The following is a 23,336-nucleotide window of genomic DNA, read 5'->3' on the forward strand; positions in this document are numbered from 1 at the left end:
TCGTCTGGGAGGAGAATTTCGCAGGACCAACGTTAGATCCTCGGGTGTGGACGTTGGCGGACTACGGCGGCAATCGGGACTTGAACGAACAGCATTACAACGATCCCGCAATGGTCGCGCTGGAAGAAGGCAATCTTGTTCTTCATGCGCGTGCGCAGGAGCGAAATGGCTACCCTTACGTCGCTGGGAGCATCTCCTCCAAAGACAAGCTGACCGTGGGCCCGTATGGTCGGTTGACCACGAGGCAGCTGTTGGGACCGGGACACGGTCTCGGATTTGGCGTATGTCTGTACGGCGCTGACATTGACGCTGTCGGCTGGCCGGGTTGCGGAGAGATTGACGCCACGGAGATTGCCTTGGCGCGACCGACCTCTCCGTTTGCCTCGATCCACGGTCCCGGCTACTCCGGCGGTTCACCGATCTCTGTCACAGGGGATATCCCGTCCTTGGTCAATCGCTGGGCCGAGCACGTCCTGGAGTGGGAACCTGGCCGCATCACCTGGGCGATCGACGGACAGATTTACCATGTCGCGGAAGCGTCCGACCCGCGAGCCGCTGCGGTCTGGCCCTTCGATCAGCCCTTTTTCATCACGATCGTACTGACCGTCGGGTCTCACCTGTCGGGGCCAGTGGACGCCACCACATGGCCGCGAGACGAAGCAGGCAATGAGATCGACCCGTACGCAGTCGTTGATTTCGTGCGGTTCGAGCAACGCGCAAGCTAGCCGAAGAACTCGTCGGCAGTGTGGGAAGCCGGGTCGATCAATCCCGCAGCCAGATGTCGCCGAGCGATGAGCGTCGGGCAATCAAGTGGGGCTCGAGGATCACAGTTTCGCGTGGAGACTCCGGGGCAGCGATCCGATCGAGCAGGAGATCGGCCGCCGCGCTTCCCATCTCTTCGCCCGGTTGGCTCACCGTCGTGACGGGGATCGCACTTTCGGACGCGAAGTGATTGTTGTCGTATCCGGTGATGGCCAGGTCCTGCGGTACGCGAAACCCTTCGGTTGGGGACAGCGTCTCGATCAGTCCGATCGCCAGCAGGTCGGCCGCGGCGATGATTCCGTCATAGCGGCCGGGACCCATCGACAGGATCTCCTCAGCGAGCTGGCGTCCGTGCCGAATCTGGAGACCACGCGTCTCCAGGACCTCCAGCGACGCATCCGGAACTTCGCGGACTGCGGCAGAGGCTCCGCCATACCGATCTTTCACGGCGCCGAGAAAGAGAGGGCCGCCGACGAACAGAAGCCGGCGACGGCCGAGGTCGAGCAGGTGTCGTGCTGCTAGAGCGCCGCCGTGGCGTTCGTTCACGACCACGCCGGCGTAGGCGTGGCTGGGGGACTCGAAATTCACGAGCACGGTCGGCGTGCTCTGCAGAGGGAGTCGCTCCGAGCGAATCAGCGCAGTGTCAAGGGGTGCCAGGATAATGCCTGCGACTCGTGCCTGCTCGAAGAGCTGGAGGTTGCGGACCTCTCTGTCGGGATCGATGTCGCTGTTCACGATCAACACGTTCATCCCTTGACGGCGCATGACCTTTTCGGCGCCCCGGGCGATGTCCACGAAGAAGGAGTTGCCCAGGTCGGCGACGACAAGACCGACGGCCGTGCTGGTGCCTGCGGCGAGGAATCGGGCGGCGTCGTTGCGCACGAACCCCAATTCTGCGATCGAGGCCAGGACCCTGCGCCGCGTCCGTTCGGTTACCTTCTGAGGACTGTTCAGGGTGTTCGACACGGTTCCCAGGGCCACGCCGGCGTGTGCCGCGACGTCAGCCATGCTCGGCTGGGAGCGGCTGTGGGCCCTTCGGTCGGTGGCCATGATCATCCTCCTGAGGGTTTTGCGGCGCCATGGTGTGCCTGCTTTCGACAGTATTGCGCCGCCAGCCCGGGTGCTACCTCTGTGAAGCGTTTCACGAATTGGTAACGGCGAGTTGACCTGGATGCACGGAGGTGCAATATTGCTCATGAAGCGCTTCAAAACGAGGCGTCGCATTCAAGGAGGAATTGTGACCACAGCAACCACCCGCCTTCGGCGCCTGATGCCCGCTTTCGCGGTGCTCGGGGCGGGAGCGCTTGTCCTCGCGGGCTGCACCGGCAGCGCGGACTCGACCGGCGGAGGCAGCACTGGCGAGTTCACGTACTTCGGACAGACCGAGAACACCACCATCATCGGCACTCTGGAATCCCTCGCGGACGGAGTCTGCAGCGATGCGAGCGGGGCGGCGCCGTTGACAGCCGACTCGATTCCGGGAGCCAACTGGGATCAGCAGCTTCAGCTTCTCGCCGGCCAAGGCGCGTTGTCGAACATGAGCATGGCAGCGGGGACGCCATCGCTGATGAAGGAGTTCATCGAGAACGATCAGGTCGTCAACCTGTCTGAGGAGCTCGAGAAGCTTGGTGTCGCGGACAAGATCCTGCCGGCCGCGGACTCGACGCTGAAGGCCCTCTACGACTCCGAAGACCTGTACGCGCTACCCACAGAGTTGAACATCGAGGGCTTCTGGTACAACAAGGAGATTCTTGAGGCCAACGGTGTTGCGGCGCCCGAGACATGGAGTGACCTGGTCGCCGCAGCGGAGACGCTGAAGGCGGCCGGTGTGCAGCCGTTCATCGCCGCCGGGCAGGACGGGTGGCCGGTCACTCGCCTGGTCGGCAACTACATCCTGCGCGACCTTGGACCCGACGCGCTGCAGAAGGTCGCGGACGGCGACGCCAGCCTGACCGACCCCGAGTACGTCGCCGGCGCAGACGCCGTTGCGGCGCTGGGATCTGCAGGCTACTTCGGCGCCGCACCCGGATCGATCGACTACACCACCGCGATGAACCAGTTCCTCACGGGCGGCGGCGCGTTCTTCTACATGGGCAGCTGGGCGTTGGGCAACTTCAACAACCCCGAAGAGAATCAGATCGGCGTCGAGAACATCGGCTTCGCCCCTTTCCCTGCCGTCGAGGGCGGCGCGGGCGACATCAACGAGGTTCCCGCCAACGCGGGCATCCCGGTGATGTTCACCACCCAGGACTACACCGACGAGACCGCCGAGTGGCTCAAATGCGTTGTGGAAGGCTACGGCGACACGGCACTGGAGGAGTCGGGGGTGATCACCGGCTTTGCCATCGATGAGGCGCCGAGCGATCTGCCGGAACTGACCACGCTCGTGCAGGACACGATCGCCGGAGCCTCCGGCAGCGTGCTGTGGTTCGAGTCGGCGTTCAGCCCGGAAGGCACCACCGTCAGCCAGACCAACGGCGGTGGACTTGCCTCGGGCACCCTCAGCGGCGAGGAGTTCATGCAACTCGTCCAGGCTGCCAACGAAGGCTGATCCACTCTCTCCAACATGCCGGGGGCGGGTGCCACTACCCGCCCCCGGTGTCATATTGACGAGGAATCGATTGTCATGCTGAAGCTTCTCGGTGATCGGCGCGCCGTGCTCGTCCTGCTCGGACCGGCGCTGCTGCTGTACACAGCGATCATGCTCGTGCCCATCTTCTGGTCGGCCGGGTACACCGTCCTTGACGGCAACGCGGTCCGCGGCTTCGAGTTCGTCGGCCTCGCCAACTACGTCGAGTTCTTCCAGGACCCGACCGCGTGGGAAGCCGTCTGGTTCACGATCCGGTATGCGCTCATCATGACGATCCTGCAGGTGGCCTTCGGCTACCTCCTCGCCATGCTGTATATCTTCTACCTGCGCCGCTCTTCCGCCTTCATCCGCACGGTCGTGTTCTTTCCGGTGGTGCTTCCCACGGTCGCGGTCGCGCTGCTCTTTCAGAAACTGTTCGAGGCAGCGCCAACGGTGGGGCCGATCAACGTCGTCCTCGAAGCCATGGGTCTGAGCGCCGTCGACTGGTTCGGACAGCCGGCCGCTTCGTTCGGCGTGATCATCCTGATGGATCTCTGGCGGTCGATGGGCTTCTATGCCGTGCTGCTTTACGCCGGCCTTGTGGAGATCCCCGAGGACATCATCGAATCTGCCCGGCTCGACGGCGCCGGCGGGTTCCGACTGGTCCGCTCGATCGTCATCCCGCTCTCGCTGCCGGTGCTGCTATCGGCGATCATCTTCAGTATCAACGGCACCCTGAAGGTGTTCGATACCGTCATCGCCCTCACCAACGGCGGACCCGGGACGGCGACCACCCCGTTGACGCTCTACATGTTCCGCACGTCCTTCAACTACGGCGAGTTCGGCTACGGCTCCACGGTGGCGATGATGCTCACCATCCTGTGCCTTCTCGTGACGGTAGTCATCTTCCGGTCCACGCGCCGCGACCCGATGAAAGGCTGAACCTTGTCTGCCCTGACTTCGACCGTCGGCACCGACCGCAAGGTGCCCTTCTCTCGCCGCCTGCGACGGCTGCCGCTGTTGATCGGCGTTGCGCTGCTGCTGATCATCATGATCTACCCGGTCATCTGGATGTTCCTCGGATCGTTCAAGACCCAACCTGAGTTCCTGAACGAGCCCTTCTGGAGCCTGCCCCAGCAGTGGAACCTCGACAACTACATCTCGGCTTTCGTCGACGGCGGGCTCGGCATTTACATCCGAAACAGCGTGATCGCCGTCTTCCCGTCCCTGGCGATGATCATCCTGCTCGGCGTAGCAGCTGGTTTCGCGCTTGAGGTGATGGTGTGGAAAGGCCGCGGTACCGTGCTGATCGCCTTCCTGATCGGCATCATGGTCCCGGTCCAGATGATCCTGCTGCCGCTGTTCACGATCTACTTCAATCTGCGACTGACCGGAACGCTCTGGCCGCTGATCATCACCTACATCGCGATCGGGCTGCCCCTGACAGTGTTCATGATGGCCACTTACATGCGGGCGATTCCGCGGGAGATCTTCGAGGCGGCCGCGATCGACGGGGCGAGCGTGTACCGGATGTTCTGGTCGATCGCGCTTCCTCTGATGCGCAACGCCATCTTCACCGTCGGCCTGGTGCAGTTCTTCTTCATCTGGAACGACCTCCTCATCGCCCTCACGTTCACCAGCCGCCAGGACCTGCGCACCATCCAGGTCGGACTCCTCAACTTCACCGGTGAGTACGGCGCGGTGGACTACGGGCCGACATTCGCGGCGATCTCGGTCAGCGTGTTGGGCACACTCCTGATCTACCTGTTCCTCAACCAACGGGTCATGAAGGGTCTGACGGCCGGATCGGTGAAAGGCTGAGATGACCGGGACAATCACAGAGGTCTGGCTGGAGAACCGACGGGGAGGCACGCTTCTCGGCATCGACGAGCCGGCGCCGCGGATCTCGTTCATTCCGTCCGAGCCAGCACCCGCATTCGAGCTGGAGCTGGGCCGTGACGACCCGGCAGGGGGCACCACAACGACAACCGTGACCGTCAGCGGCAGCCGGTTGGTCGCCTGGCCTTTCGAGGCGCTGGCCGCCCGTGAAGGCGGGGACCTTCGGATTCGTGTCGCGGGTGCGGAAGCCTGGTCTGCGCCGATACGGGTGGAAAGAGGCCTCGGAGGAGACTGGCGCGCCGATTTCATGTCACCCTCTCTCCGCGCCCCGCACGGCACCATCCGGCCCGCGTACCTGATGCGCGCTGTCTTCGATCTCGAAGCGATGGGCGTGGATGTTGCCGAGGTGGCGCGTGCACGGATTTACGTCACAGCCCACGGGGTCTACGAGCTCGAGGTAAACGGCACCCCGGCGGCGGATGATCGTCTCGCACCGGGATGGAGCAGCTACCGGCACCGGCTGCGCTACCGGACGCTCGATGTCACTTCCTCCATGCGCGGCGGGAAGAACGTGGTCGGTGCGTGGTTGGCTGACGGGTGGTACCGCGGACACATCGGCTTCGACGGCGGGCTGTGGGACATCTACGGAGCCGATGTCTCGCTGCTCCTTCAGCTCGAAGTAACGATGTCCGACGGTCGCCATCTGGTCGTAGATCTCGATGACTGGTGTGCGCAGGAATCCCCGATCGTGGGCGTCGGACTCTACGAAGGCGAAACGTACGATGCGCGTCTGCTGCCGCCCGGATGGTCGGAGCCCAGCTTCGACGCCACCGGTTGGGTACCCGCACACCGGCTGGACCGCACCCAGTTCAGCGGGAGCATCGAAGCTCACACCGCGTTGCCCGTGCGTGAAATCGAAACGCTCACGCCGGTTTCCGTGCAGCGCGTCGCCAGCGACCGCATCCGGCTGAATTTCGGACAGAACATCTCAGGGGTTTTGCGCATCCGGCCCCGGGCTCCTCGCGGCACCACACTGCGCCTGCATCATGCCGAAGTGATCGAAGACGGACTGCTCGGCACCCGCCCCCTCCGGGGAGCGGCCTCGATCGACACCTACATCAGTGCCGGCGCCTCGGACGAGGCCTGGGCTCCGCGGTTCACGATCCACGGGTTCCAATACGCCGAACTCGAAGGGTGGGTCGGCGATCTTGAGGACGGCGATGTCGAAGCGGTCGTGCTGCATACCGACATGCGGCGCACGGGATGCTTCGACTCCTCCCACCCGGGGCTCAATCAGTTGCACTCCAACGTGGTGTGGAGCATGCGTGACAACTTCGTCGACCTGCCCACCGATTGCCCTCAGCGTGACGAGCGTGTCGGGTGGACCGGCGACATCCAGGTCTTCGCGCCGACGGCGCTCAGCCTGTACGCCGCTCATGGCACCCTCACCGGGTGGCTTCGCGATCTCGCCGCGGAGCAGGCCGAACATGGGCACGTGCCCAATTTCGTCCCGTGGGTGGAATGCGGCTTCCCCAACTTCCCAACCGCCGCGTGGGGGGATGCCGCGGTGATCGTGCCGTGGGAGATGTATCTCAACGACGGCGACACCGGCATCCTGGTCGCCCAGTACGACAGCATGCGCGCGTGGGTCGATCTCGTCGACGGGCTCACCGGTCACACCGGGCTGTGGAACTCGGGTTTCCAGCTCGGTGACTGGCTGGATCCGACCGCACCGCCCGACAGTCCCGGCGACTCCCACACCGACCGTTACCTGGTCGCCACGGCGTACCACGTCAAGACCGCACGGATCCTCGCCGAAACCGCGATCCTCCTCGGTCGCACCGACGACGCGACCACGTATACCGCCATCGCCGAACGGGCGACGCGCGCCTTCCAGGCCGAATTCATCAGCCCCTCCGGCCGCGTTGTCAGCGACACCGCGACTTCCATCGCGGTTGCTCTCGTCTTCGACCTGTTCCAGAACGACGATCAGGTCCGCCGCGCGGGTGAGCGGTTGCTGCACCTGGTCGGTCACGGGGGGTTCCACATCAGCACCGGATTCGTCGGGACACCGATCATCTGCGACGCATTGGTGCGGGCCGGGGCCGTGGACTACGCGTATCACCTGCTGCTGCAGGATGAACTGCCCTCTTGGCTTTACCCCGTGTCGATGGGCGCCACCACGATCTGGGAACGATGGGACAGCATGTTGCCGGACGGAAGCATCAACCCCGGAGACATGACCTCCTTCAACCACTACGCGCTCGGGGCTGTCGCGGACTTCCTGCACCGCGGAGTCGCCGGGCTCTCCCCGGCCGCGCCCGGGTGGGCCAAAATCCGGTTCGCTCCGCAACCCGGCGGTGGGCTGACCCACGCATCGGCGCGCTACGACAGCGTTCTCGGGACAGCCTCCTGCCAATGGAAGCGCGAGGAGGGCACGCTGACGGTGTCGGTGCTAGTCCCCCCCGCATCCGAGGGTGTGATCGTCCTGCCCGGCAGTGAAGAGCACATCGTCGTCGGGCCCGGACGGCACACCGTCACCACCCCCTTCCGTGACGTCGCCGACGATCCGGCGGCGCCGTTCTTCGGCTGGCGGCGCGAGCAGCAGGTGGACGCATGATCCGTCCCGGAGTGCCGTGGTTTGACACGGACGGCAACCGCATCCACGCGCACGGCGGATCCGTGATGGAGGTCGACGGCACCTTCTACTGGTACGGCGAGAACAAGGAGCGCTCCACACCCGGCAGCGGCATCTGGCACTGGGGTGTCCGCTGCTACTCCTCACGTGATCTGGTCAGCTGGCAGGACCGCGGCCTGATCATCCCGCCCGACGAGCACGACCCCGACTCGCCGCTGCATCCTGCGCAGCTGTTGGACCGTCCGCACATCATCTTCAACCCGCGCACAAGGAAGTACGTGTGCTGGATCAAGGTGATGACGAAGGGGTCGATCCAGCGGTCGACGGTCCTCACTGCCGATTCGATCCTCGGCCCGTACGAGATCGCTCGCAGCTGGCTGCGGCCCTTGGATATGAGCGCCGGCGACTTCGATCTGGTGGTGGATCCTCACGACGGCAAGGGCTACTACTACTTCGAGCGGGTTCACTCGGAGATGATCTGCGCAGATCTGACCAGCGACTTCACGGATGTCACAGGGTACTACTCGACGCACTTCCCGCAGCCGCAGCCGCCGTTCGTTCGGGAAGCACCGGCGTATTTCACCCGTCACCGGCTTCATTATCTGCTCACCAGTGGCACGACGGGCTACTACCCGAATCCGTCGGAGGCGGCCCTCTCCCGCAGCTACCACGGCCCGTTCGAGGTGCTCGGTGATCTGCATCCGGCCGACGAGTCGCGTACGTCGTTTCACTCGCAGATCTCCTCGGTGTTCCGCCACCCCGGTAAGAAGGACCTCTACATCGCCGTCGCCGACCGGTGGCTTCCCGGCTACCTGGACCACGGGGCCCGCGCTCACCAGGCGTTTGCGGACCACTTCGCCCCCGGGAACGACGGAGACGAGCCGATGGAGGAGTTCGCCCATGTCGACACGTCCGTCGCGGACTACGTGTGGCTCCCGATCCGGTTCGAGGGAAACCGCCCCATCATCGACTGGCGGGAGGAGTGGAGCCCTGACGAGTACGAGGACCGCTGAGACCCGCGTGACGCGCATTCAGTCGCGATGACTTACGTCACCGCGGACGTCAGCCGCCTACCAGACGGAACTGCTGTTCCGGGATGTTCCAGCTGGCCGGACCGCTTGCCAGTGGGTGCACGTTCGGCCAGGATCCGTAGCGCTCCCCGGTGACCTGAAGCGCGGTGCCTCGGGCTTTGTTCAGGAGCCGGTAGTAGCCATCGCCGGAGGGCACGATCTGCCAGAGCTGCTCGTCCCAACCGAGCGAGCTGGACACGGCAGCGACGTTCCACACGGTCGACCAGCCGGCGTAGTTTTCCCCGGTGGTGTGCAGTACCCGCGTTGGCGAACTGAGGCTGGTGAGGCGGTAGTAGCCGTCGCCTGCGCTGGTGATCACCCACTGTTGCTCGATGGTGTTCCATGCGCTCGGTGTCGCGACGGCATGCGTGGCGTCGGGATTCGCGAGGTAGGCGTCGCGGGTGTTCTGCACCGCCAGGTCTGGGTACGCCTTGTTCACCAGTTGAAAGGTTCCCAGGCGCTCGTCCGTCTGGGTCACCGACGAGTCCCAGCGGTAGGTGCCGACGGTCATGGCCGGCAACGTGTCGGTGACCACACCATCCGGCGACCTGAGCGCGACGGTCCGCGAGCTGGCTGCCCCATTGGCGACGACGACCACGATCGTGCCGTCCGGGTTCCGGAAGGCGACGTTGCTGATATCGGTGGATGTCTGGCTGGACCCTATGCGTACAGCACCGGCGCGGACGAAGCGGGAGAGCTGTCCGTAGAGGTAGTAGTCGCGGTTTGCGGTCACGGAGTCCAGGTTCCCGGCGGGAACCGTGAAGGGGAGGGAGCAGCATTCCGCGCGGAGAGGGCCGGTGTTGGGTTCGCCCGTGGTGTCGAGGAAGCTGAGCCAGTAGGTCCAGCTCTGCAGCCCGTTACGGTATAGCTCCATCACCCGTCGTAGCCCCGCCTGCCAGTTGCCGTCGACCTTGTTCGCCTCCCCGTTGATCCCGTAATAGCTGCGCTCCGTGAGGTGGATCGGCATCCCCGGATACCGCAACGCGAATTCGGAGAGCACGGAGGGGTCATCGCCGCTGTAGTCGTGGATCGCGACGCCATCCACGTACTGAGCCGAGGCCGGGTCATCCAGAATCGGGGGAACGAAGTCGCGGAGCCGAGGAGGGTTGTCGTCACCGACCCAGATCTGGGTGCCCAGGCCCGCGCGTTCCAGTTCCGGGCCGAGATGCCCCTTGATGTAGTCACGCATCTGCTCGCCGGTCCACTCGCCGGTCGGATAGTTGATGATCACCCGTGGCTCGTTCTGCGGTGTGATCGCCGCGATCGGGACGCCGTGCGACTCATAGGCCTGGATCGCCAGTCGCTGGTAGCGGGCAAGTTCGTCGTAGTACTCAGGCTTGACGAACCCACCGTTGATCAGGCTGCCGTTCGTCTTCATCCACGCCGGCGCCGACCACATCGACAAATAGAACCGGACGCCGGGATTGATCTCACGTGCTCGCTGGGCGATCGAGATGATGCCGGCGTCGATGTCTTTCTGAATGGAGAACCCGGAAAGTGACTCATCCGTTTGCCCCGGGGGGGTGTCGTTGTATGTGTAGAACTCTTCGGAGCAGAAGTCGGCGCATCCGAGGGAGAGCCGGATCAAGTCATAGCCGTTTCCGGTGGTGGGGCTGAACAGCGATTGAAGCACCTCCTCCTTCTTCGCCGGTGAGAGGCGTGCAATGTTCCACACGCTGCTGCTCTCCAGCGACTGGCCCTGACCGAAGACGCGCTGATACTCCGCCCCCGGATCGACATCGATGAGAGTGTCCGGCACAGCAGACCCCGTCGCCGCAAGCGGCAAATCCGGCCGCGCGGTGACCGCGTATTGCCCATCCTCCGAACTCCAGGTGACCTCCGCGACCGGCGTCTCAGCCCTACTCGAATCCGCGGAGACGACGACAATCGCTCCCAAGAGAGCCAGGGCCGTCAGCCCGGCAAGCAACCGTGAGTGAAGCGCTTCAATCCTCAACCCCATTGATCTCCTCCTTGAGACGAACGAGCAGGGCGCAGCCCATTTGGACGTTTCAATGAGAATAGGCGGCGGGCGCCCCGGTGTCTATCGCAGTAAGGCTCTGGATCCGATGGTTATCGCCGCTGACCCGTACTCGATTGCGGGAAACGCCGAGTGCGCGTGCGAGTACGGCAGCCCGTCGTCGATGAAGACGGAGTCGCGCGCGGGGTCGGCCTCGTAGTTGATCACGCGGACCTCGCCTCACGCGGCCCGCGATCACCTGGCCGAAATCGACGATCGCACCTTCGGGGGTCTCGACGACCTCGACCGCCGCACGCTTGAGCACCCGGCGGATCGGCTCGCCGATGAACGACCGCAGCACGTCGTGGTCCCGACCGACCTCGGCGACCGGCATCCACTCACCGTCGTCGAAACCCGCGCGATCCCACGCCGTGGGCACGGCGCGCCGGTCGTAGTGCTCGCCGACGAAGAGATCGGCGTACGCCCACGGCCCGGTCGTGCTGCGCACGTCGGCGCCCGAGGCGGTGACCTCGGTCGTGCGGTCGACGTACTCGAGGTGCAGTTGCCATATCGCCGACGTGCGCGTGCCGAACTGCGCGCTCGATCCGGTGAGTCCGAGCCGGCCGGCCCACCACCCGTCGGCGAGCGCGACGCCGAGCACGTTCTCACCCTCCACGAGCGCAGCCGTCACGTCGTAGCACTGCACGCTGATGCGGTGCTCGTACGAGTCCGAGCCCGGCGCGAGTACCTGGTCGTCGGCGGGCCGCCCGTTCACGAACGCGGAGTACACGCCGCGCGCGGTGGCATAGAGCCGCGCCCGCACGAGCTCCTCGCGCACGACGAACTGCTGCCGCAGCAGCTGCGGTGGGCGCAGACGCTCTTCGGGCGGCGTCTGAGGTCCGAGCCCGCGGATCCAGTCCACAATGCTCCACCGCTCCACGACTGCGTCCTGCTGCGCGGGCTCGACCCACGAGGCGACCCAGTCGTCGGCATCCAACAGCCCCGTGTCGAACGCGGATGTCACCCAGTCAGTCCATGCGTCGCCTGCGCGGCTGCGCACGCGGCACCGGTACGCGGTGTTCGAGGCGAGCCGTTCACCCGCGTAATCTATGAGCGACGATTCGGCGCTCTCGACGACGCCGGTGTGCCACACCACGCGATCGCCGGCGGTGACCACGAGCTCATACGCGTCCTGGGCGTGGTCCGCGATCCACGAGAACCGCGGTGTGCGCGTACCGATCCCGATCGGGGACTGCAGGTACTCGACGCGGAGGTCGTGCACGGCGCTCACCCGGAGTCCGCTTCGCGATGGTGAAGCCGGAGCTTCGCCAGGAGGTCACCCCAGAGCAGCCGCATGTCGAAGTCTGCGACCACGCGACCGCCGGCATCCGGCCGGAAACCCGGGTCGAGCGCGACGACCGATGCGAGTGCACTGTCGCCGAGTGTGATGACGCCGTGGAGGGTGACGAACGCGGGAAGGTCGAGCAGGCGATCGGCCAGCCAACTGCCCGGATACGAGGCGTGGGCGAGATCAGCCCGGACCTCGGCGACCGACACGCGCAGGCGCTCGTAGGTCTCGAGCGGAACCTGCGCCACCGGAATGCCCGACGCGAGGACGGATGCTGCGGCCGGAGCATCCGTATCGCGGTTGTACTCGGGGCCACCACTGGAGCTCCCGCCGATCCATACGAGGGTCGCGCGTTCACGAATTGTCGGCTCGAGGGCGAGCGCCGCCGCCACATTGGTCAGCGGTCCGCCGCAGAGGATCGCGAGGGGTACGCCGGACTCGGGGGTGTCCGACTCGCGCACGCACACCTCGACCATCGCCCGCGCGGCGTCCGACGGCTCGCCGCCGGCGGTGAAGTCCTCGGCGACGGCCACGATGTCGTGGTGGGCCCTGTCGAGCACCCCGAGCAGGGCGTGGGCGGTGCGCGCCCCGAGAGATGCCGTCGCCGAAGCGTCGATGCCCGCCAGGTGGGCGAGCACCGGATCGACCGGGGAGCAGGTGATGAGCTCCACCCGCACGTCGTCGGTCAGCAGGACGTGCGCGAGCGAGACCAGCCCGTCCGGGTCACCGGCGAAGTCGTTGTCGACGATCACCCGCCATCGCAGCCCTGCTATGGTGCCTCCTCGATTCGAGCCGGACGGGCTCAGTCGCCGGCGGTGAACCGCGTGGTCAGCGTGCCGATTCCTTCGATCTCACTGACCAGCACATCGTCCGGTCCGATGAAGCGCTGCGGGATGCGGCGGTTGCCGATGCCGGAAGGGGTCCCCGAAAAGATGATGTCACCCGGCAGCAGTCGGCAAACGGCCGACAGCCGCACGAGCAGCTCGGGCACGTCGTAGAGCATCATCGAGGTCCGCGAGGACTGCATCCCTTCGCCCGACAGACTGCACGCGATCGCGAGGTCGTCCTTGTTAGCGAACTCGTCGGGCGTGACAAGCCACGGCCCGGTCGGCCCGAAGCCCGGGAACGACTTGCCGAGGCTGAACTGCGGGGCAGATCCTTGCATCTGCGTGATGCGCTCGGAGATGTCCTGTCCGATCGTGAGGCCGGCGACGTGGTCCCACGCGCTCTCGCGATCTAGCTTGTACCCCTCACGGCCGATCACCACGACGAGTTCGACCTCCCAGTCGACGTTGCCCTCAGGAAGAGCGACCACGGTGTCGGCGCCGACGATCGACGACGGGAACTTCGTGAACGTCACCGGCATCGAGTCCGGCGGGTAGCCTGCCTCCGCCGCGTGCTCGGCATAGTTCAGACCGATCGCGAACACCTGGCGCGGGCGAGGGACAGGTGCGGACAGCAGCTCCGCCTCGAAGGCGATGCGTTCCTGGAACTCGGAGAGAGCGTCGCCCGCCCAGGCGGAGAACTCCGCCCACGCTTCCACCAGATCCTGCGGATCGGGGCCGAAGCGGCCGTCCGACGCCCGCTCGACATCGATCGCGCCCGCTTCCGTGATGACGACGGCGCGACCGCCGAGGTTCGCGATTCTCACCAGTCGACCCGCTGCGGCGCGGGCTCGCCGTAGCGCTCTTCCCACGAGATGACCTTATTGCGCAGCGTCCCAATGCCGGTGATCTCGGCCTCGATCTCATCGCCGGGCTTCAAGTAGAAGTCGAAGGGGTTCGGCTGCACGGCGGCGACGCCTGAGATGGTGCCGGTCGTAATGATGTCGCCCGCGCTGTAGATCTGCGGCGAGTGGTACGCGACCAGGTGCGGAAATTTGATGCGCGTCTGGTTCGTGTTGCCATGCTGACGCACCTCGCCGTTCACGCGCAGCTGCATAGGCAGCTCATGCATGTCGGGCACCTCGTCGCGCGTGACGATCCAGGGGCCGATCGGGCAGAACGTGTCGATGCCCTTCGAGAAGGAGAAGACGCCCGACTCCATCTCCTTGCGCTGGATGTCGCGCGCGGTGATGTCGTTGAACACGGTGAAGCCCGCGATGTAGTCGTCCGCCTCGTCGGGGCCGAAGAACTTGCCCGACTTGCCGATGATGATGCCGAGCTCAAGCTCGTAGTCCAGCTCCTTCGTGAGGCCCTCGGGGTAGACGATCTCATCGTCCGGGCCGATGATCGCATCGATGTTCTGGAAGAACACGATGCCCTTGTGCACCGGGTGCGACCAGTCCACGGCGGTGAGCTCGTTGTGGTGGTCGGCGAAGTTGCCGGCGGTGTGGAAGAACTTCTTCGGGCGGATCGGCGCCTCGAGCTTCACGTCGGCATACGCGAGCCGTTCGCCGGTCTCGGTGACATGGCCACCGCGCTCGAAGTACTCGCGCGTCGAGGGCACGTCGAGTTCGATGACGGTCCCCTCTTCGAGTTCCAAACGGCCGACCCGGCCGCCGTCGAAAGTGATGAGCTTCATTGTCGTTATCTCCTAGATCTCGGTGGCGCGCTCAGGCGCCGACCATGTTGAAGCCGCCGTCGGCGAGCATGTAGCCACCCGTGAGGTGAGCTGCTTCGTCGGTCGCGAGCCACAAGCACGCGCCGGCGACGAACTCGGGCGGCGGGATGACGCCCATCGGCGTCTGAGAGATGAGCACCTCGCGGCGACCGCCCTTCCAGTCCTCGCGATTGATCAGCCGCTCGGTCTCCATGAAGCCCGGCGCGAACGTGTTCACGCGCACCGCGGGGGCGAACGCCTTGGCGTAGGACTTCGTGATGCCGAGGATCGCGTACTTCGCCGCGGCGTACTGAGGAGCGCGGGCCGAGCCGCGGACGATCACGGTGGAGCCGACCTGCACGATGTTGCCGTGCCCCTGCTTCAGCATCCGCTCACCGAACTCGTGGGTCATGAGCAGCGTGCCCTTGACGTCGATGTCGATGACCGCGTCGAGGGCTTCCTGGGTCAGCGCGTCCCAGTTCATCTGCTCGCTTGAGACATCACCGACGTTGTTGACGAGCACATCGAGGGTGCCGAACGCAGCCCAGACCTCATCGGCCATCTCCTTGATCTGGTCCCACGAGCCGATGTCGGCCTGTACGAGGATGCCGTCGCTGCCGGCCTCGCGGATGCGCTCGAGCGTCGCTTCGGCACCTGCTTTCGACGAGCGGTAGTGCACAGCGACTTTCGCGCCCTCCTGTGCGGCGCGCACGGCGATCTCGGCGCCGAAGCCGGTGCCGGCGCCGGTGACGAGCACGGTCTTGCCCGCGAAGCGGGGGAAGATCTGGGTCATGGGGGTGTCTCCTGTCGTCTCGGTAGGTCTCAGACCAGGGTGCGGCCGCCGTCGATGTACATCACGTGGCCGGTGATGAAGCCGGCGTGACGTGACGACAGGAACAGCGCGGGGCCGGTCAGTTCGTCGGGGGTGCCGAGGCGGCCGGCCGGAACCAGGCTCTCGAGGTCGGCTCGCTTGCCGGGCTTGGCGAGCTCCCCCGCGGTGAGCGGGGTTTCGATGTAGCCGGGCGCGAGTGCGTTGACGGTCACTCCGGATGCCGCCCACTCTCGCGCCATCACGCGCAGCAGCTGGTTGATGCCGCCCTTGGATGCCGCGTACGGTCCGTGCGAGTGGTGAGCGAGCAGACCCGAGACGCTCGAGAGCGCGAGTACGCGGCCGTAGCCCTGGTCGACCATGTGGCGGCCCGCGGCCTGAGCGAGCCCGAAGACCGACGACAGGTTGACGCGCAGGATGTGGTCCCATTCGTCTTCGGTGAACTCGAGGATCGGCCGGCGGTCGTTGATGCCGACGGCGTGCAGCATGACGTCGAGCCCGCCGAGCCGGTCGACGACTTCGGCGACGACGCGCTGCCCCGAGCCGTGTTCGGTCAGGTCTGCCTGAAGCAGCTCGTGGCGGGAGCCGAGCGCCCCCAGTTCGGCGCCGATCGCGTCGAGAGCACGCTGATCGCGATCGATGACGGCGACGGATGCCCCCGCCCGGGCGTACGCGAGCGCGCAGGCGCCGCCGATTCCGCCCGCGCCGGCGATGAGCACACGGGCACCGGTCAATCCGAGCCAGTTCGCGTCGGCGCGGGTGTCGAGTTGGGCCTCGATCGACATCGACGCCTCCTTGCCATCTCGTGGTCTGTTCATTCAGCAAAAGTAACTTTCGCTAAGTGAATGTAACCCGCTAAGGTGAAGGCTGTCAATCCGAGCCGAAGAGACACCTGCAGAAGGAGGCGCGCATGACCCACCGCATCCGCCCGCTCACGCCCGGCGAACTGGACGCGCAGCAGCGCGCGCTTCACACCACGATCACCAGCGGCCCCCGCGCACAGGGCGTCCAGCACTTCGCGCTGACGGCGGCGGACGGATCGCTGCGCGGGCCCTTCGACCTCATGCTGCGATCGCCGGCCGTCGGCGCAGCGCAGCAAGAGCTGGGCGCTGCGATCCGGTATCGCACGGCCTTGACGGATCGCGCACGCGAACTCGCGATCCTCCTCGTGGCGGCCCACTGGAACAGCGCGTTCGAGCGCGAATCGCACGAAGCGATCGCCCGCGCCAGTGGGTTCACCGATGTCGAACTGGCGGCGATCCGCGCCCTGGACGTCGATGTCTTCGAGGGCGAGGAGCGTCTCGTCGGCACCGTGGTCATCGCCCTGCTGGACGGCGATCTGTCGGACGTCGCGTGGTCCGAGGCATCCGCCGCCCTCGGCATCGGCGGCGTGTTCGAACTCACCGCGCTCGTGGGCTACTACTCGACGCTGGCCCTGCAACTGCGCGTGTTCCGCGTCGAGTGAATGATACGGTTTCACTCTATGAAAGCCGATGACACGACGGACGGTGGCTCCGAGGCCGCCAAGACCGGCAGTCGCTATCGCATCGAGGCGCTCGCCAAGGGCCTCGATGTGCTGCGGCTGTTCGACGAGTCGGCCACGTCGCTGAAGCTTCGCGAGATCTGCGACCGCACCGGCATCCCCATGCCCACCGCCTTCCGCGTGGTCGCCACCCTCGAAGAAGGCGGCTACCTCGAACGGCTTCCGGACGGCAGCATCCGTCCCGGCGTCTCGGTCCTGCTGCTCGGCTCCGCCGCACTGCGCGGGTCGAGCATCGTGCAGCTGAGCGAACAGCCCCTGCGGCACCTCGCCGAAGAATCCGGCGAGACGGTCAACCTCGGTGTGCTCGTCGGCGATCAGGTGCTCTACCTCGCCCGCCTGCGCAACTCCGACCTCGTGACGGCGAACATCCAGGTCGGATCGACTCTTCCGGCCGCGTACACCTCGATGGGCAAGCTCCTGCTGGCCTACCTCAGCGAATCCGAACTCGCGAGCGCCCTTGCGGGTCATGATTTCGCGAGGGATGCCGGACCCAACGCCGCGCGCTCGCTCACCGAACTGCGCGAACGACTGGCGGTCATCCGAGAGCAGGGCTACGCGCTGCAGGATCAAGAGGTCGCCGCCGGGCTGCGTTCGGTCTCGGTGCCGGTGTTCGGACGAGACTCCGCCAGGCCCGCGGCCGCGATCAACATCGCCGTCGCGTCGTCGCGGCACGACCTCGAGTCGCTGCGCGGCCCCCTGCTCGAGCGCGTGCGCGCGACGGCCGACGACATCTCGCGGTTGCTGCGCGCGACCTGACGCCGAAGCCGCGGTTCAGCGCCCCGCAACGGCGGTGCCGATGAGCGACAGCGTGCGTTCCGCGGACGGATGCCCGATCTCGTTGAGATACCCGTGCATGGCTCCGCGTTGGCGCACGACGTGCACATCGACGCTCGCCAGCACCAGTTCGGACGCGAAGGCCTCACCCGAGGCGCGCAGACTGTCGAGCTCGGCATTGACCATGAGCACGGGCGGGAAACCCGCCACGTCGTGACCGCCGGGAAACGCGTAGCCGTCGGGGTCGTCGCCGTCGGGGAGGTAATTGCGGTTGATCCCGTCACGAGACTCCGGGGTGAAGATCCGCGACGCGGGGACGCCCTTCAGCAATTCGGTGAGCTCGGCGTTCGCAGCCACGATCCCGTCGTGCAGAGACGGGTAGACCAGCGCGAGCAGGCTCGGCATCGACGTGCCCCGATCTCGCAGCCGCATGGTGGCGCCGGTCGAGAGATTGCCGCCTGCGCTGGCGCCACCGAGCGCGATCCGGGTCGGAAGGGCGCCCAGCGCAGCGGCATTCTCGACGGCCCAGTCGAAGGCTGCCACCGTCTGCACCGACGCGACCGGGAATCGGGCGCGAGGACCCGCTGCCTCGATCTCGGCACGGATCTCTTCCGGCGAGGGCGCCCCCGAATCCTCGGGAGGCGGACCCAGCGCCGACACGGCGTCGAGGGGCGCGAGCGTGTAGTCGACCGAGACGACGGTCGTGCCGAGCGCACTGAGCCTGCGTCCGACCTGATCCGCTTCGGGCATCTCGAGCGTGCCGAACATGAAGGCCCCGCCGTGCAGCCATACCAGCGCCGTGCCGTTCGGTGAATCGGCGGGGTAGACCCTCACGCGAAAGTCGAAGCCGGCGGCTTCGAGCGGAACGTCATACGTGTCAACCACGGGTTTCTCCTTCGGGGATGTACATCGGGATCGTTCGGACATGGATGCCGGGCGCCAGTGCCTCATCTTCGCGTCGCGCGAGGCGCAGTACGGCCTCTGCGCCCTCGGGCACGGTGACCTCGACCCGGAGATCAGGCCCATCGAGGTCCCACCGCACCGCGGCGGTGCCGCGCGGCGTCTGCAGGCTCGAGCCCGCCCACGTCAGCCCGCCACCGGGCTGTGGAGCGATGAGCATGCGACGGTAGCCGGCCTCCAACGGAGCGAGACCCGCCACCGTGCGATGCATCCAGTCGGCCACGGCACCGAAGGCGTAGTGGTTGAACGAGGTCATCTCGCCGGGGTTGATCGAACCGTCGGGAAGCATCGAATCCCACCGCTCCCAGATCGTCGTGGCGCCCATGGTCACGGCGTAGAGCCACGAGGGAGCTTCGCGCTGCAGGAGCAGCGCGTACGCATCGTCCAGGTGCCCGGTCTGCGTCAGGGCGTCGGCGACGAACGGGGTGCCGGCGAACCCCGTGCTGATGCGATGACCGGCGGCGCGCACGACCTCGGCGAGACGGTCACCGGCCCGCTGACGGTCGTCCGGGGCGAGGATGCCGAAGGCGATCGCCAGGGCGTACGCGGTGGCGCTGTCGCTGTGCACCCGGCCGTCTTCGACGTAGTGCGCGCGGAATCCTTCCCCGATCCGGTCACGGACGGCGGCGAACTCTGCGGCGTCGGCCGTTTCACCGAGAATGGCGGATGCCTCGGCCATCACCGAGGCCGTGCGGTAGGCGCTGGCCGTCGCGACGACCGCCGAGGGGGCCTTGGATTTGCCCGGGTCGTCGGCCGGGGCATCGGGATCCAGCCAGTCCCCGAACTGGAATCCGGTGTCCCACAGCCCCTCGGGCGACAGCAGCGCCGCGACCGATCGCAGGTGCGCGGTCATCAGCGGATACGCCGACCGGAGCGTGCGCTCGTTGCCGTACGCGGTCCACAGCGCCCACGGCACCCACACCGCCGCGTCACCCCAGATCGCGGTGGCGCCCGGCTCGGGGAACCCGGTGTTCAGGTACTTCATGACATTCGGCACGACGACGGGCACCGACGCCTCCGGCGTCGCGCGACGCTCGAGTTCGACGTCGACCAGCCAGTCCGCGAGGAACGACTCGACGTCGCCCAAGAACGCCGCCGTCGGCGCGAAGACCGCGATGTCGCCGGTCCACCCGAGGCGTTCGTCACGTTGCGGGCAGTCGGTCGGCACGCTCAGGAAGTTGCCGCGCATTCCCCACACTACGTTGCGGTGCAGCTGGTTGAGCTCGGAATCCGAGCACTCGAAGAATCCGATCTCGGGAATGTCGGTGCCGATGACGACGGCGGTGAGTGCGGCGGGGTCCAGCTCTCCGGGCCACCCGGTGACCTCCGCGTAGCGGAACCCGTGAAAGGTCAGCGTCGGCTCGAAGACATCCTCGCCGCCGCTCAGGATGTACCGGTCGGTCGCCTCTGCGCGGCGCAGCGGGCGCGTCCCGAGTTCGCCGTTCTCAATGACCTCGGCATGCCGCAGGGTGATCTCGGTGCCCGCGGGCCCGCTCACCGCGACGCGCACGAAGCCGACGAGGTTCTGCCCGAAGTCGACCAGTGTCTTGCCGGCGGGCGACGTCCAGACACGCTCGACGGCGAACTCGCTCAGGCGGCGGACGGGTGGGGATGCCTCGGTTACGAGCTTCTCGAGGTCGAAATCGGCAGCGTGAACGGCCCCCCACTCGCTGTCGTCGAACCCGGGAAGCAACCACGAGTCCTCGCGCAGCCGTGCGTCGATGGTCTCGCCGTTGTAGAGGTCGTCGGCGAGGACGTCGCCGTGCGATGAGCGCCATGACTCGTCGGTCACGACCCGCTGCACGTGCCCGTCGGCAAAGACGATCTCGAGCTCGGCGTACCCTGCGCGCTCGTCGCCGTAGACGGCGCGCTGGCCGGTGAAGCCCAGCCATCCGCGCCACCATCCGTTGCCGAGGCGCAGAGCGAGCACTGTGCGTTCGGTGATCGCATCCGTCACGTCATGCTCAACCACCCGCACGCGCCACTCATAACTGGTCCACCCGGGCACGAGCAGCTCGTCGGAGCTCGGGATGCCGTTCACCCACGCCTCGACAGCGCCCAGCGCGCTGGTGCGCAGCGTCGCTCGGGCCACGTCTGCGTGGCCGGCATCGAGGGCGAACTCGGTCCGCAGCAGCGGTGCGGCTTCGGTGGGGCTGTCGGGCGCGATCATCTTCGCGTGGGTCATCGTGATCCGCTTCCCGGTGAGTAGGCATGGACGTCGTGGCCCGCGCGGTGTGCGCGGACCGCCAACGTGGTGACGAGGTCGGCGTACATCAGTCGCATGTCGATCCCTGTGAACACGCGGACGGGAGGGAGCCCCGGAAGGGGCTCGCCGTACGATCCGTCGTCGAGGATCGGCATCCGCGCCACGAGATGCGACGGTGAGGACGACGGCTCCGCGCGAAAAGTTCCCCGCAGTGCCGTCAGCAGCACGAGGGGACTGTCGCCCAGCACGGCGCATTCGCCGAGACTCGCACCGAGCATGCGCTCGATGCGATCGGTGAAAGTGCGCCACCGGTCGACGAGGTGCGCGCCGAGGGGGCCCAAGGGGGCGATGTCACGATCCAGCTCGGACCACGAGACGAGGCACTGCGCATAGGTGGGTTCGGGCACCTGCCAGATCGGCACGGCGGAGCGGAAGAGGGTTTGCGCCGCTCGCAGGTCCGTGCTCGTGTTGAACTCCGGGTCGCCTGCTGCTCTCTCGTACCCCATGCCGCCGATCCACACCAGCGTCAGTCGCTCCGCGATGCGAGGTTCCAGAAGGTAGGCGGACGCGAGGTCTGTCAAGCCACCTCCCGCGGCGTAGAACAGAGGGATGTCGGTGTCGTCGCGCATCGCTTCACGGATGATCGCCCGGGTGGTGACCGACGAGGCCGGCGCCGCAGACAGCGCGAGAGCCTCTCGTGCGCCGCGCATCGCCCGCAAGGAGCTGCCCGACAGCGCGAGGACCTCGTCCGCCGCCACCACGCCTTCGCCGACAGCATCGCGGTCGGGCGAGATCATCACATCCGGGAGCCGCGACGAGATCACCTGGACGACCTCGACGGACGAGCACAGTACATGGTGGGCGAGCTGGAAGAGTCCGTCGGGGTCGCCGGCGAAGTCGTTGTCGATGATGACTCGGGCGCGTGCTGGCATCGAGGGATCCTTTGGTCAGTGTCGATGGCGGTTCAGCGAGTGACCCGGTCCACGAACCGGAGTGCGGGGTCGAACACCAGATCTGTGTCGTCGAGCCCCTGCCAGAAATGGCGGCCTCCCTCGACCGCGAGCAGCTCGACGTCCGCACCGACCGTGTGCAGCGCGGCGGCGAGTGCCGCGCTCTGCGCGAACGGCACATGCTCATCCGCCGTCCCGTGGGCGATATGGAACGGTGGCGCTGCGGCGTGCACCTGGAGGGCCGGACTCGCGGCACGCGCGAGAGCCGGGACGGATGCCGCAGGCCCCCCCAGCCAGCGCGCCTCGCGGGTGTCTTCGGGGGCGTCGCCCATCGGGTGGTCGGCCATCGCGAAAAGATCGGCCGGTCCGAACCAGTCCACGACCCCGCGCACATCATCGCGGCCGAGCCCCGCGAGCGCGGCCAGGGTCGCACCCGCAGACACCCCCCAGAGCACGAGGCGCGAAGCATCCACCCCGTACTCTCCGCCGTGCCGAGCGAGCCACTCGATCGCCGTCTCGACATCGTCGAGCTGCGCCGGAAACCGCGCCTCGCCGCTCAGTCGGTACTCGCACGACGCGACGGCGAACCCGGCGGCCACGATGCGGTCGAAGGACTGTGCATCGCTGAGGCCCGGAGTGAAGACCTTGCGGCTGCCGCGGAGCCAGCCACCGCCGTGCAGAAAGACGACGACGGGCGCACCGTCGACATCGGGCGCGCGCAGATCCAGCGAGAGAGGCCGAAACTCCTCCCACTGGACGTAGTCGATCTCGAGGATCGCAGGCACGGGATCAGTCGCGGAATCGGAACTCGGGCATGAACTGCGTCCAGTACTTCTCACCCGCGGCGCGCATGACGGAGAAGTCCGGGACGAAGACCCCCTGCGGCTCGGTGGCGTCGGTCTTCTGGCCGATCGCGTGGAAGAAGCGCTCGAAGCCCGCCGTGCCGGCGCCGAACACTGTGGTGGTGTTCTCGATCTTGAACGCGTGCACGATACCCGCGGGCACGAAGGCGAAGTCGCCGGTCGTGAGGGTCGTCTTGGAGTGGTAATCGGCCTGATCGTCCATCCACACCGAGATCTCGCCGTCGACGACGTAGAAGAATTCGTGCGTGCGGTGGTGGATGTGCGCGGGGATGCGGTCGCCCCGAGGAGCCTTCATCGTCCATGCTCCATACTGATCGCTCGTCTCGTCGCCGGAGGCGAGGATCTCGAACAGTTGGTCGAAGACGAGCGACTTCTCACCCTGCCCATTGCCGAGCACGTACGGCTTCGGAGCCGCCGGCAGAATCCCGGCGAAGGCCACCTTGTCGGGGTCGTCGGTGGGGAAAGTGGTCATGCTTACCTCCTTGTA

General features: G+C 66.5%; 21 protein-coding genes. 8 read left to right on the forward strand and 13 right to left on the reverse strand.

What is annotated here, in order from left to right; genetic code table 11:
- Positions 1–53 precede the first annotated feature (53 nt).
- Positions 54–725: a glycoside hydrolase family 16 protein gene (locus B0B14_RS10180; protein ID WP_143733698.1), complete on the forward strand. Its 672-nt coding sequence runs from the start codon at positions 54–56 to the stop codon at positions 723–725.
- A gap of 37 nt (positions 726–762) precedes the next feature.
- Here B0B14_RS10180 and B0B14_RS10185 read toward each other — a convergent pair whose 3' ends face one another.
- A complete protein-coding gene (locus tag B0B14_RS10185; protein ID WP_076682609.1) occupies positions 763–1,812 on the reverse strand; it encodes a LacI family DNA-binding transcriptional regulator in 1,050 nt (349 codons plus the stop codon).
- Positions 1,813–1,999: 187 nt separating this feature from the next.
- On the opposite strand from B0B14_RS10185, the gene B0B14_RS10190 reads away from it, so the two are divergent.
- From B0B14_RS10190 to B0B14_RS10210, 5 genes are all read left to right on the forward strand, one after another.
- Complete coding sequence (locus B0B14_RS10190; RefSeq protein WP_256714351.1) at positions 2,000–3,313, forward strand: ABC transporter substrate-binding protein; 1,314 nt, start codon at positions 2,000–2,002, stop codon at positions 3,311–3,313.
- A 75-nt stretch (positions 3,314–3,388) separates the two neighbouring features.
- Positions 3,389–4,273, forward strand: a complete 885-nt coding sequence (locus B0B14_RS10195; RefSeq protein WP_076681477.1) for a carbohydrate ABC transporter permease — start codon at positions 3,389–3,391, stop codon at positions 4,271–4,273.
- Positions 4,274–4,276: 3 nt separating this feature from the next.
- Positions 4,277–5,152 (forward strand): carbohydrate ABC transporter permease, encoded by an 876-nt coding sequence (locus tag B0B14_RS10200; protein ID WP_256714352.1) that lies wholly within the window; start codon positions 4,277–4,279, stop codon positions 5,150–5,152.
- Between the two features lies 1 nt (position 5,153).
- Positions 5,154–7,790: a glycoside hydrolase family 78 protein gene (locus tag B0B14_RS10205; RefSeq protein WP_083710534.1), complete on the forward strand. Its 2,637-nt coding sequence runs from the start codon at positions 5,154–5,156 to the stop codon at positions 7,788–7,790.
- Positions 7,787–8,821, forward strand: coding sequence for a family 43 glycosylhydrolase (locus tag B0B14_RS10210; protein ID WP_076681479.1), 1,035 nt, complete (start codon positions 7,787–7,789; stop codon positions 8,819–8,821). Before B0B14_RS10205 ends, B0B14_RS10210 begins: the two co-directional genes overlap by 4 nt.
- 49 nt (positions 8,822–8,870) lie before the next feature.
- On the opposite strand, the gene B0B14_RS10215 is transcribed toward B0B14_RS10210, so the two are convergent.
- From B0B14_RS10215 to B0B14_RS10245, 7 genes are read right to left on the reverse strand one after another with little or no spacing between them, the layout of a single operon-like run.
- Positions 8,871–10,838 (reverse strand): glycoside hydrolase family 30 beta sandwich domain-containing protein, encoded by a 1,968-nt coding sequence (locus tag B0B14_RS10215; RefSeq protein ID WP_076681480.1) that lies wholly within the window; start codon positions 10,836–10,838, stop codon positions 8,871–8,873.
- A gap of 49 nt (positions 10,839–10,887) precedes the next feature.
- On the reverse strand, positions 10,888–12,126 hold the full coding sequence (locus tag B0B14_RS10220; RefSeq protein ID WP_076681481.1) for an alpha-L-rhamnosidase N-terminal domain-containing protein: 1,239 nt from the start codon (positions 12,124–12,126) through the stop codon (positions 10,888–10,890).
- Entirely contained in the window at positions 12,123–12,935 is an 813-nt protein-coding gene (locus B0B14_RS10225; RefSeq protein WP_179085307.1) for a nucleoside hydrolase, read from the reverse strand. Before B0B14_RS10225 ends, B0B14_RS10220 begins: the two co-directional genes overlap by 4 nt.
- 50 nt (positions 12,936–12,985) lie before the next feature.
- On the reverse strand, positions 12,986–13,834 hold the full coding sequence (locus B0B14_RS10230) for a fumarylacetoacetate hydrolase family protein (protein ID WP_076681483.1): 849 nt from the start codon (positions 13,832–13,834) through the stop codon (positions 12,986–12,988).
- Entirely contained in the window at positions 13,831–14,706 is an 876-nt protein-coding gene (locus B0B14_RS10235; RefSeq protein WP_076681484.1) for a fumarylacetoacetate hydrolase family protein, read from the reverse strand. Before B0B14_RS10235 ends, B0B14_RS10230 begins: the two co-directional genes overlap by 4 nt.
- Before the next feature lie 31 nt (positions 14,707–14,737).
- The gene (locus B0B14_RS10240) at positions 14,738–15,517 is read right to left on the reverse strand and encodes an SDR family NAD(P)-dependent oxidoreductase (protein ID WP_076681485.1); all 780 of its coding nucleotides are present in this window, start codon (positions 15,515–15,517) and stop codon (positions 14,738–14,740) included.
- 29 nt (positions 15,518–15,546) lie between these two features.
- A complete protein-coding gene (locus tag B0B14_RS10245) occupies positions 15,547–16,338 on the reverse strand; it encodes an SDR family NAD(P)-dependent oxidoreductase (protein ID WP_083710536.1) in 792 nt (263 codons plus the stop codon).
- 125 nt (positions 16,339–16,463) lie between these two features.
- Here B0B14_RS10245 and B0B14_RS10250 point away from each other — a divergent pair, with 125 nt between their 5' ends.
- Positions 16,464–17,018, forward strand: a complete 555-nt coding sequence (locus tag B0B14_RS10250) for a carboxymuconolactone decarboxylase family protein (protein WP_076681486.1) — start codon at positions 16,464–16,466, stop codon at positions 17,016–17,018.
- A gap of 18 nt (positions 17,019–17,036) precedes the next feature.
- A complete protein-coding gene (locus B0B14_RS10255; RefSeq protein WP_076681487.1) occupies positions 17,037–17,852 on the forward strand; it encodes an IclR family transcriptional regulator in 816 nt (271 codons plus the stop codon).
- Positions 17,853–17,867: 15 nt separating this feature from the next.
- Here B0B14_RS10255 and B0B14_RS10260 read toward each other — a convergent pair whose 3' ends face one another.
- From B0B14_RS10260 to B0B14_RS10280, 5 genes are read right to left on the reverse strand one after another with little or no spacing between them, the layout of a single operon-like run.
- Positions 17,868–18,755, reverse strand: a complete 888-nt coding sequence (locus B0B14_RS10260) for an alpha/beta hydrolase fold domain-containing protein (RefSeq protein ID WP_256714353.1) — start codon at positions 18,753–18,755, stop codon at positions 17,868–17,870.
- Complete coding sequence (locus B0B14_RS10265) at positions 18,748–21,015, reverse strand: alpha-L-rhamnosidase (protein WP_076681489.1); 2,268 nt, start codon at positions 21,013–21,015, stop codon at positions 18,748–18,750. The genes B0B14_RS10260 and B0B14_RS10265 overlap by 8 nt, the downstream gene beginning before the upstream one ends.
- Positions 21,012–21,968 carry a nucleoside hydrolase gene (locus B0B14_RS10270; protein WP_076681490.1) on the reverse strand — a complete coding sequence of 319 codons (957 nt, stop codon included), beginning with the start codon at positions 21,966–21,968 and terminating at the stop codon, positions 21,012–21,014. Before B0B14_RS10270 ends, B0B14_RS10265 begins: the two co-directional genes overlap by 4 nt.
- Before the next feature lie 32 nt (positions 21,969–22,000).
- Positions 22,001–22,771 carry an alpha/beta hydrolase gene (locus tag B0B14_RS10275; RefSeq protein ID WP_218642079.1) on the reverse strand — a complete coding sequence of 257 codons (771 nt, stop codon included), beginning with the start codon at positions 22,769–22,771 and terminating at the stop codon, positions 22,001–22,003.
- A gap of 4 nt (positions 22,772–22,775) precedes the next feature.
- Complete coding sequence (locus B0B14_RS10280) at positions 22,776–23,321, reverse strand: quercetin 2,3-dioxygenase (RefSeq protein WP_076681491.1); 546 nt, start codon at positions 23,319–23,321, stop codon at positions 22,776–22,778.
- Between the last annotated feature and the right edge of the window lie 15 nt (positions 23,322–23,336).

Origin of the sequence: Microbacterium sp. RU33B (assembly GCF_900155915.1) — a bacterium.
GTDB lineage: Bacteria > Actinomycetota > Actinomycetes > Actinomycetales > Microbacteriaceae > Microbacterium.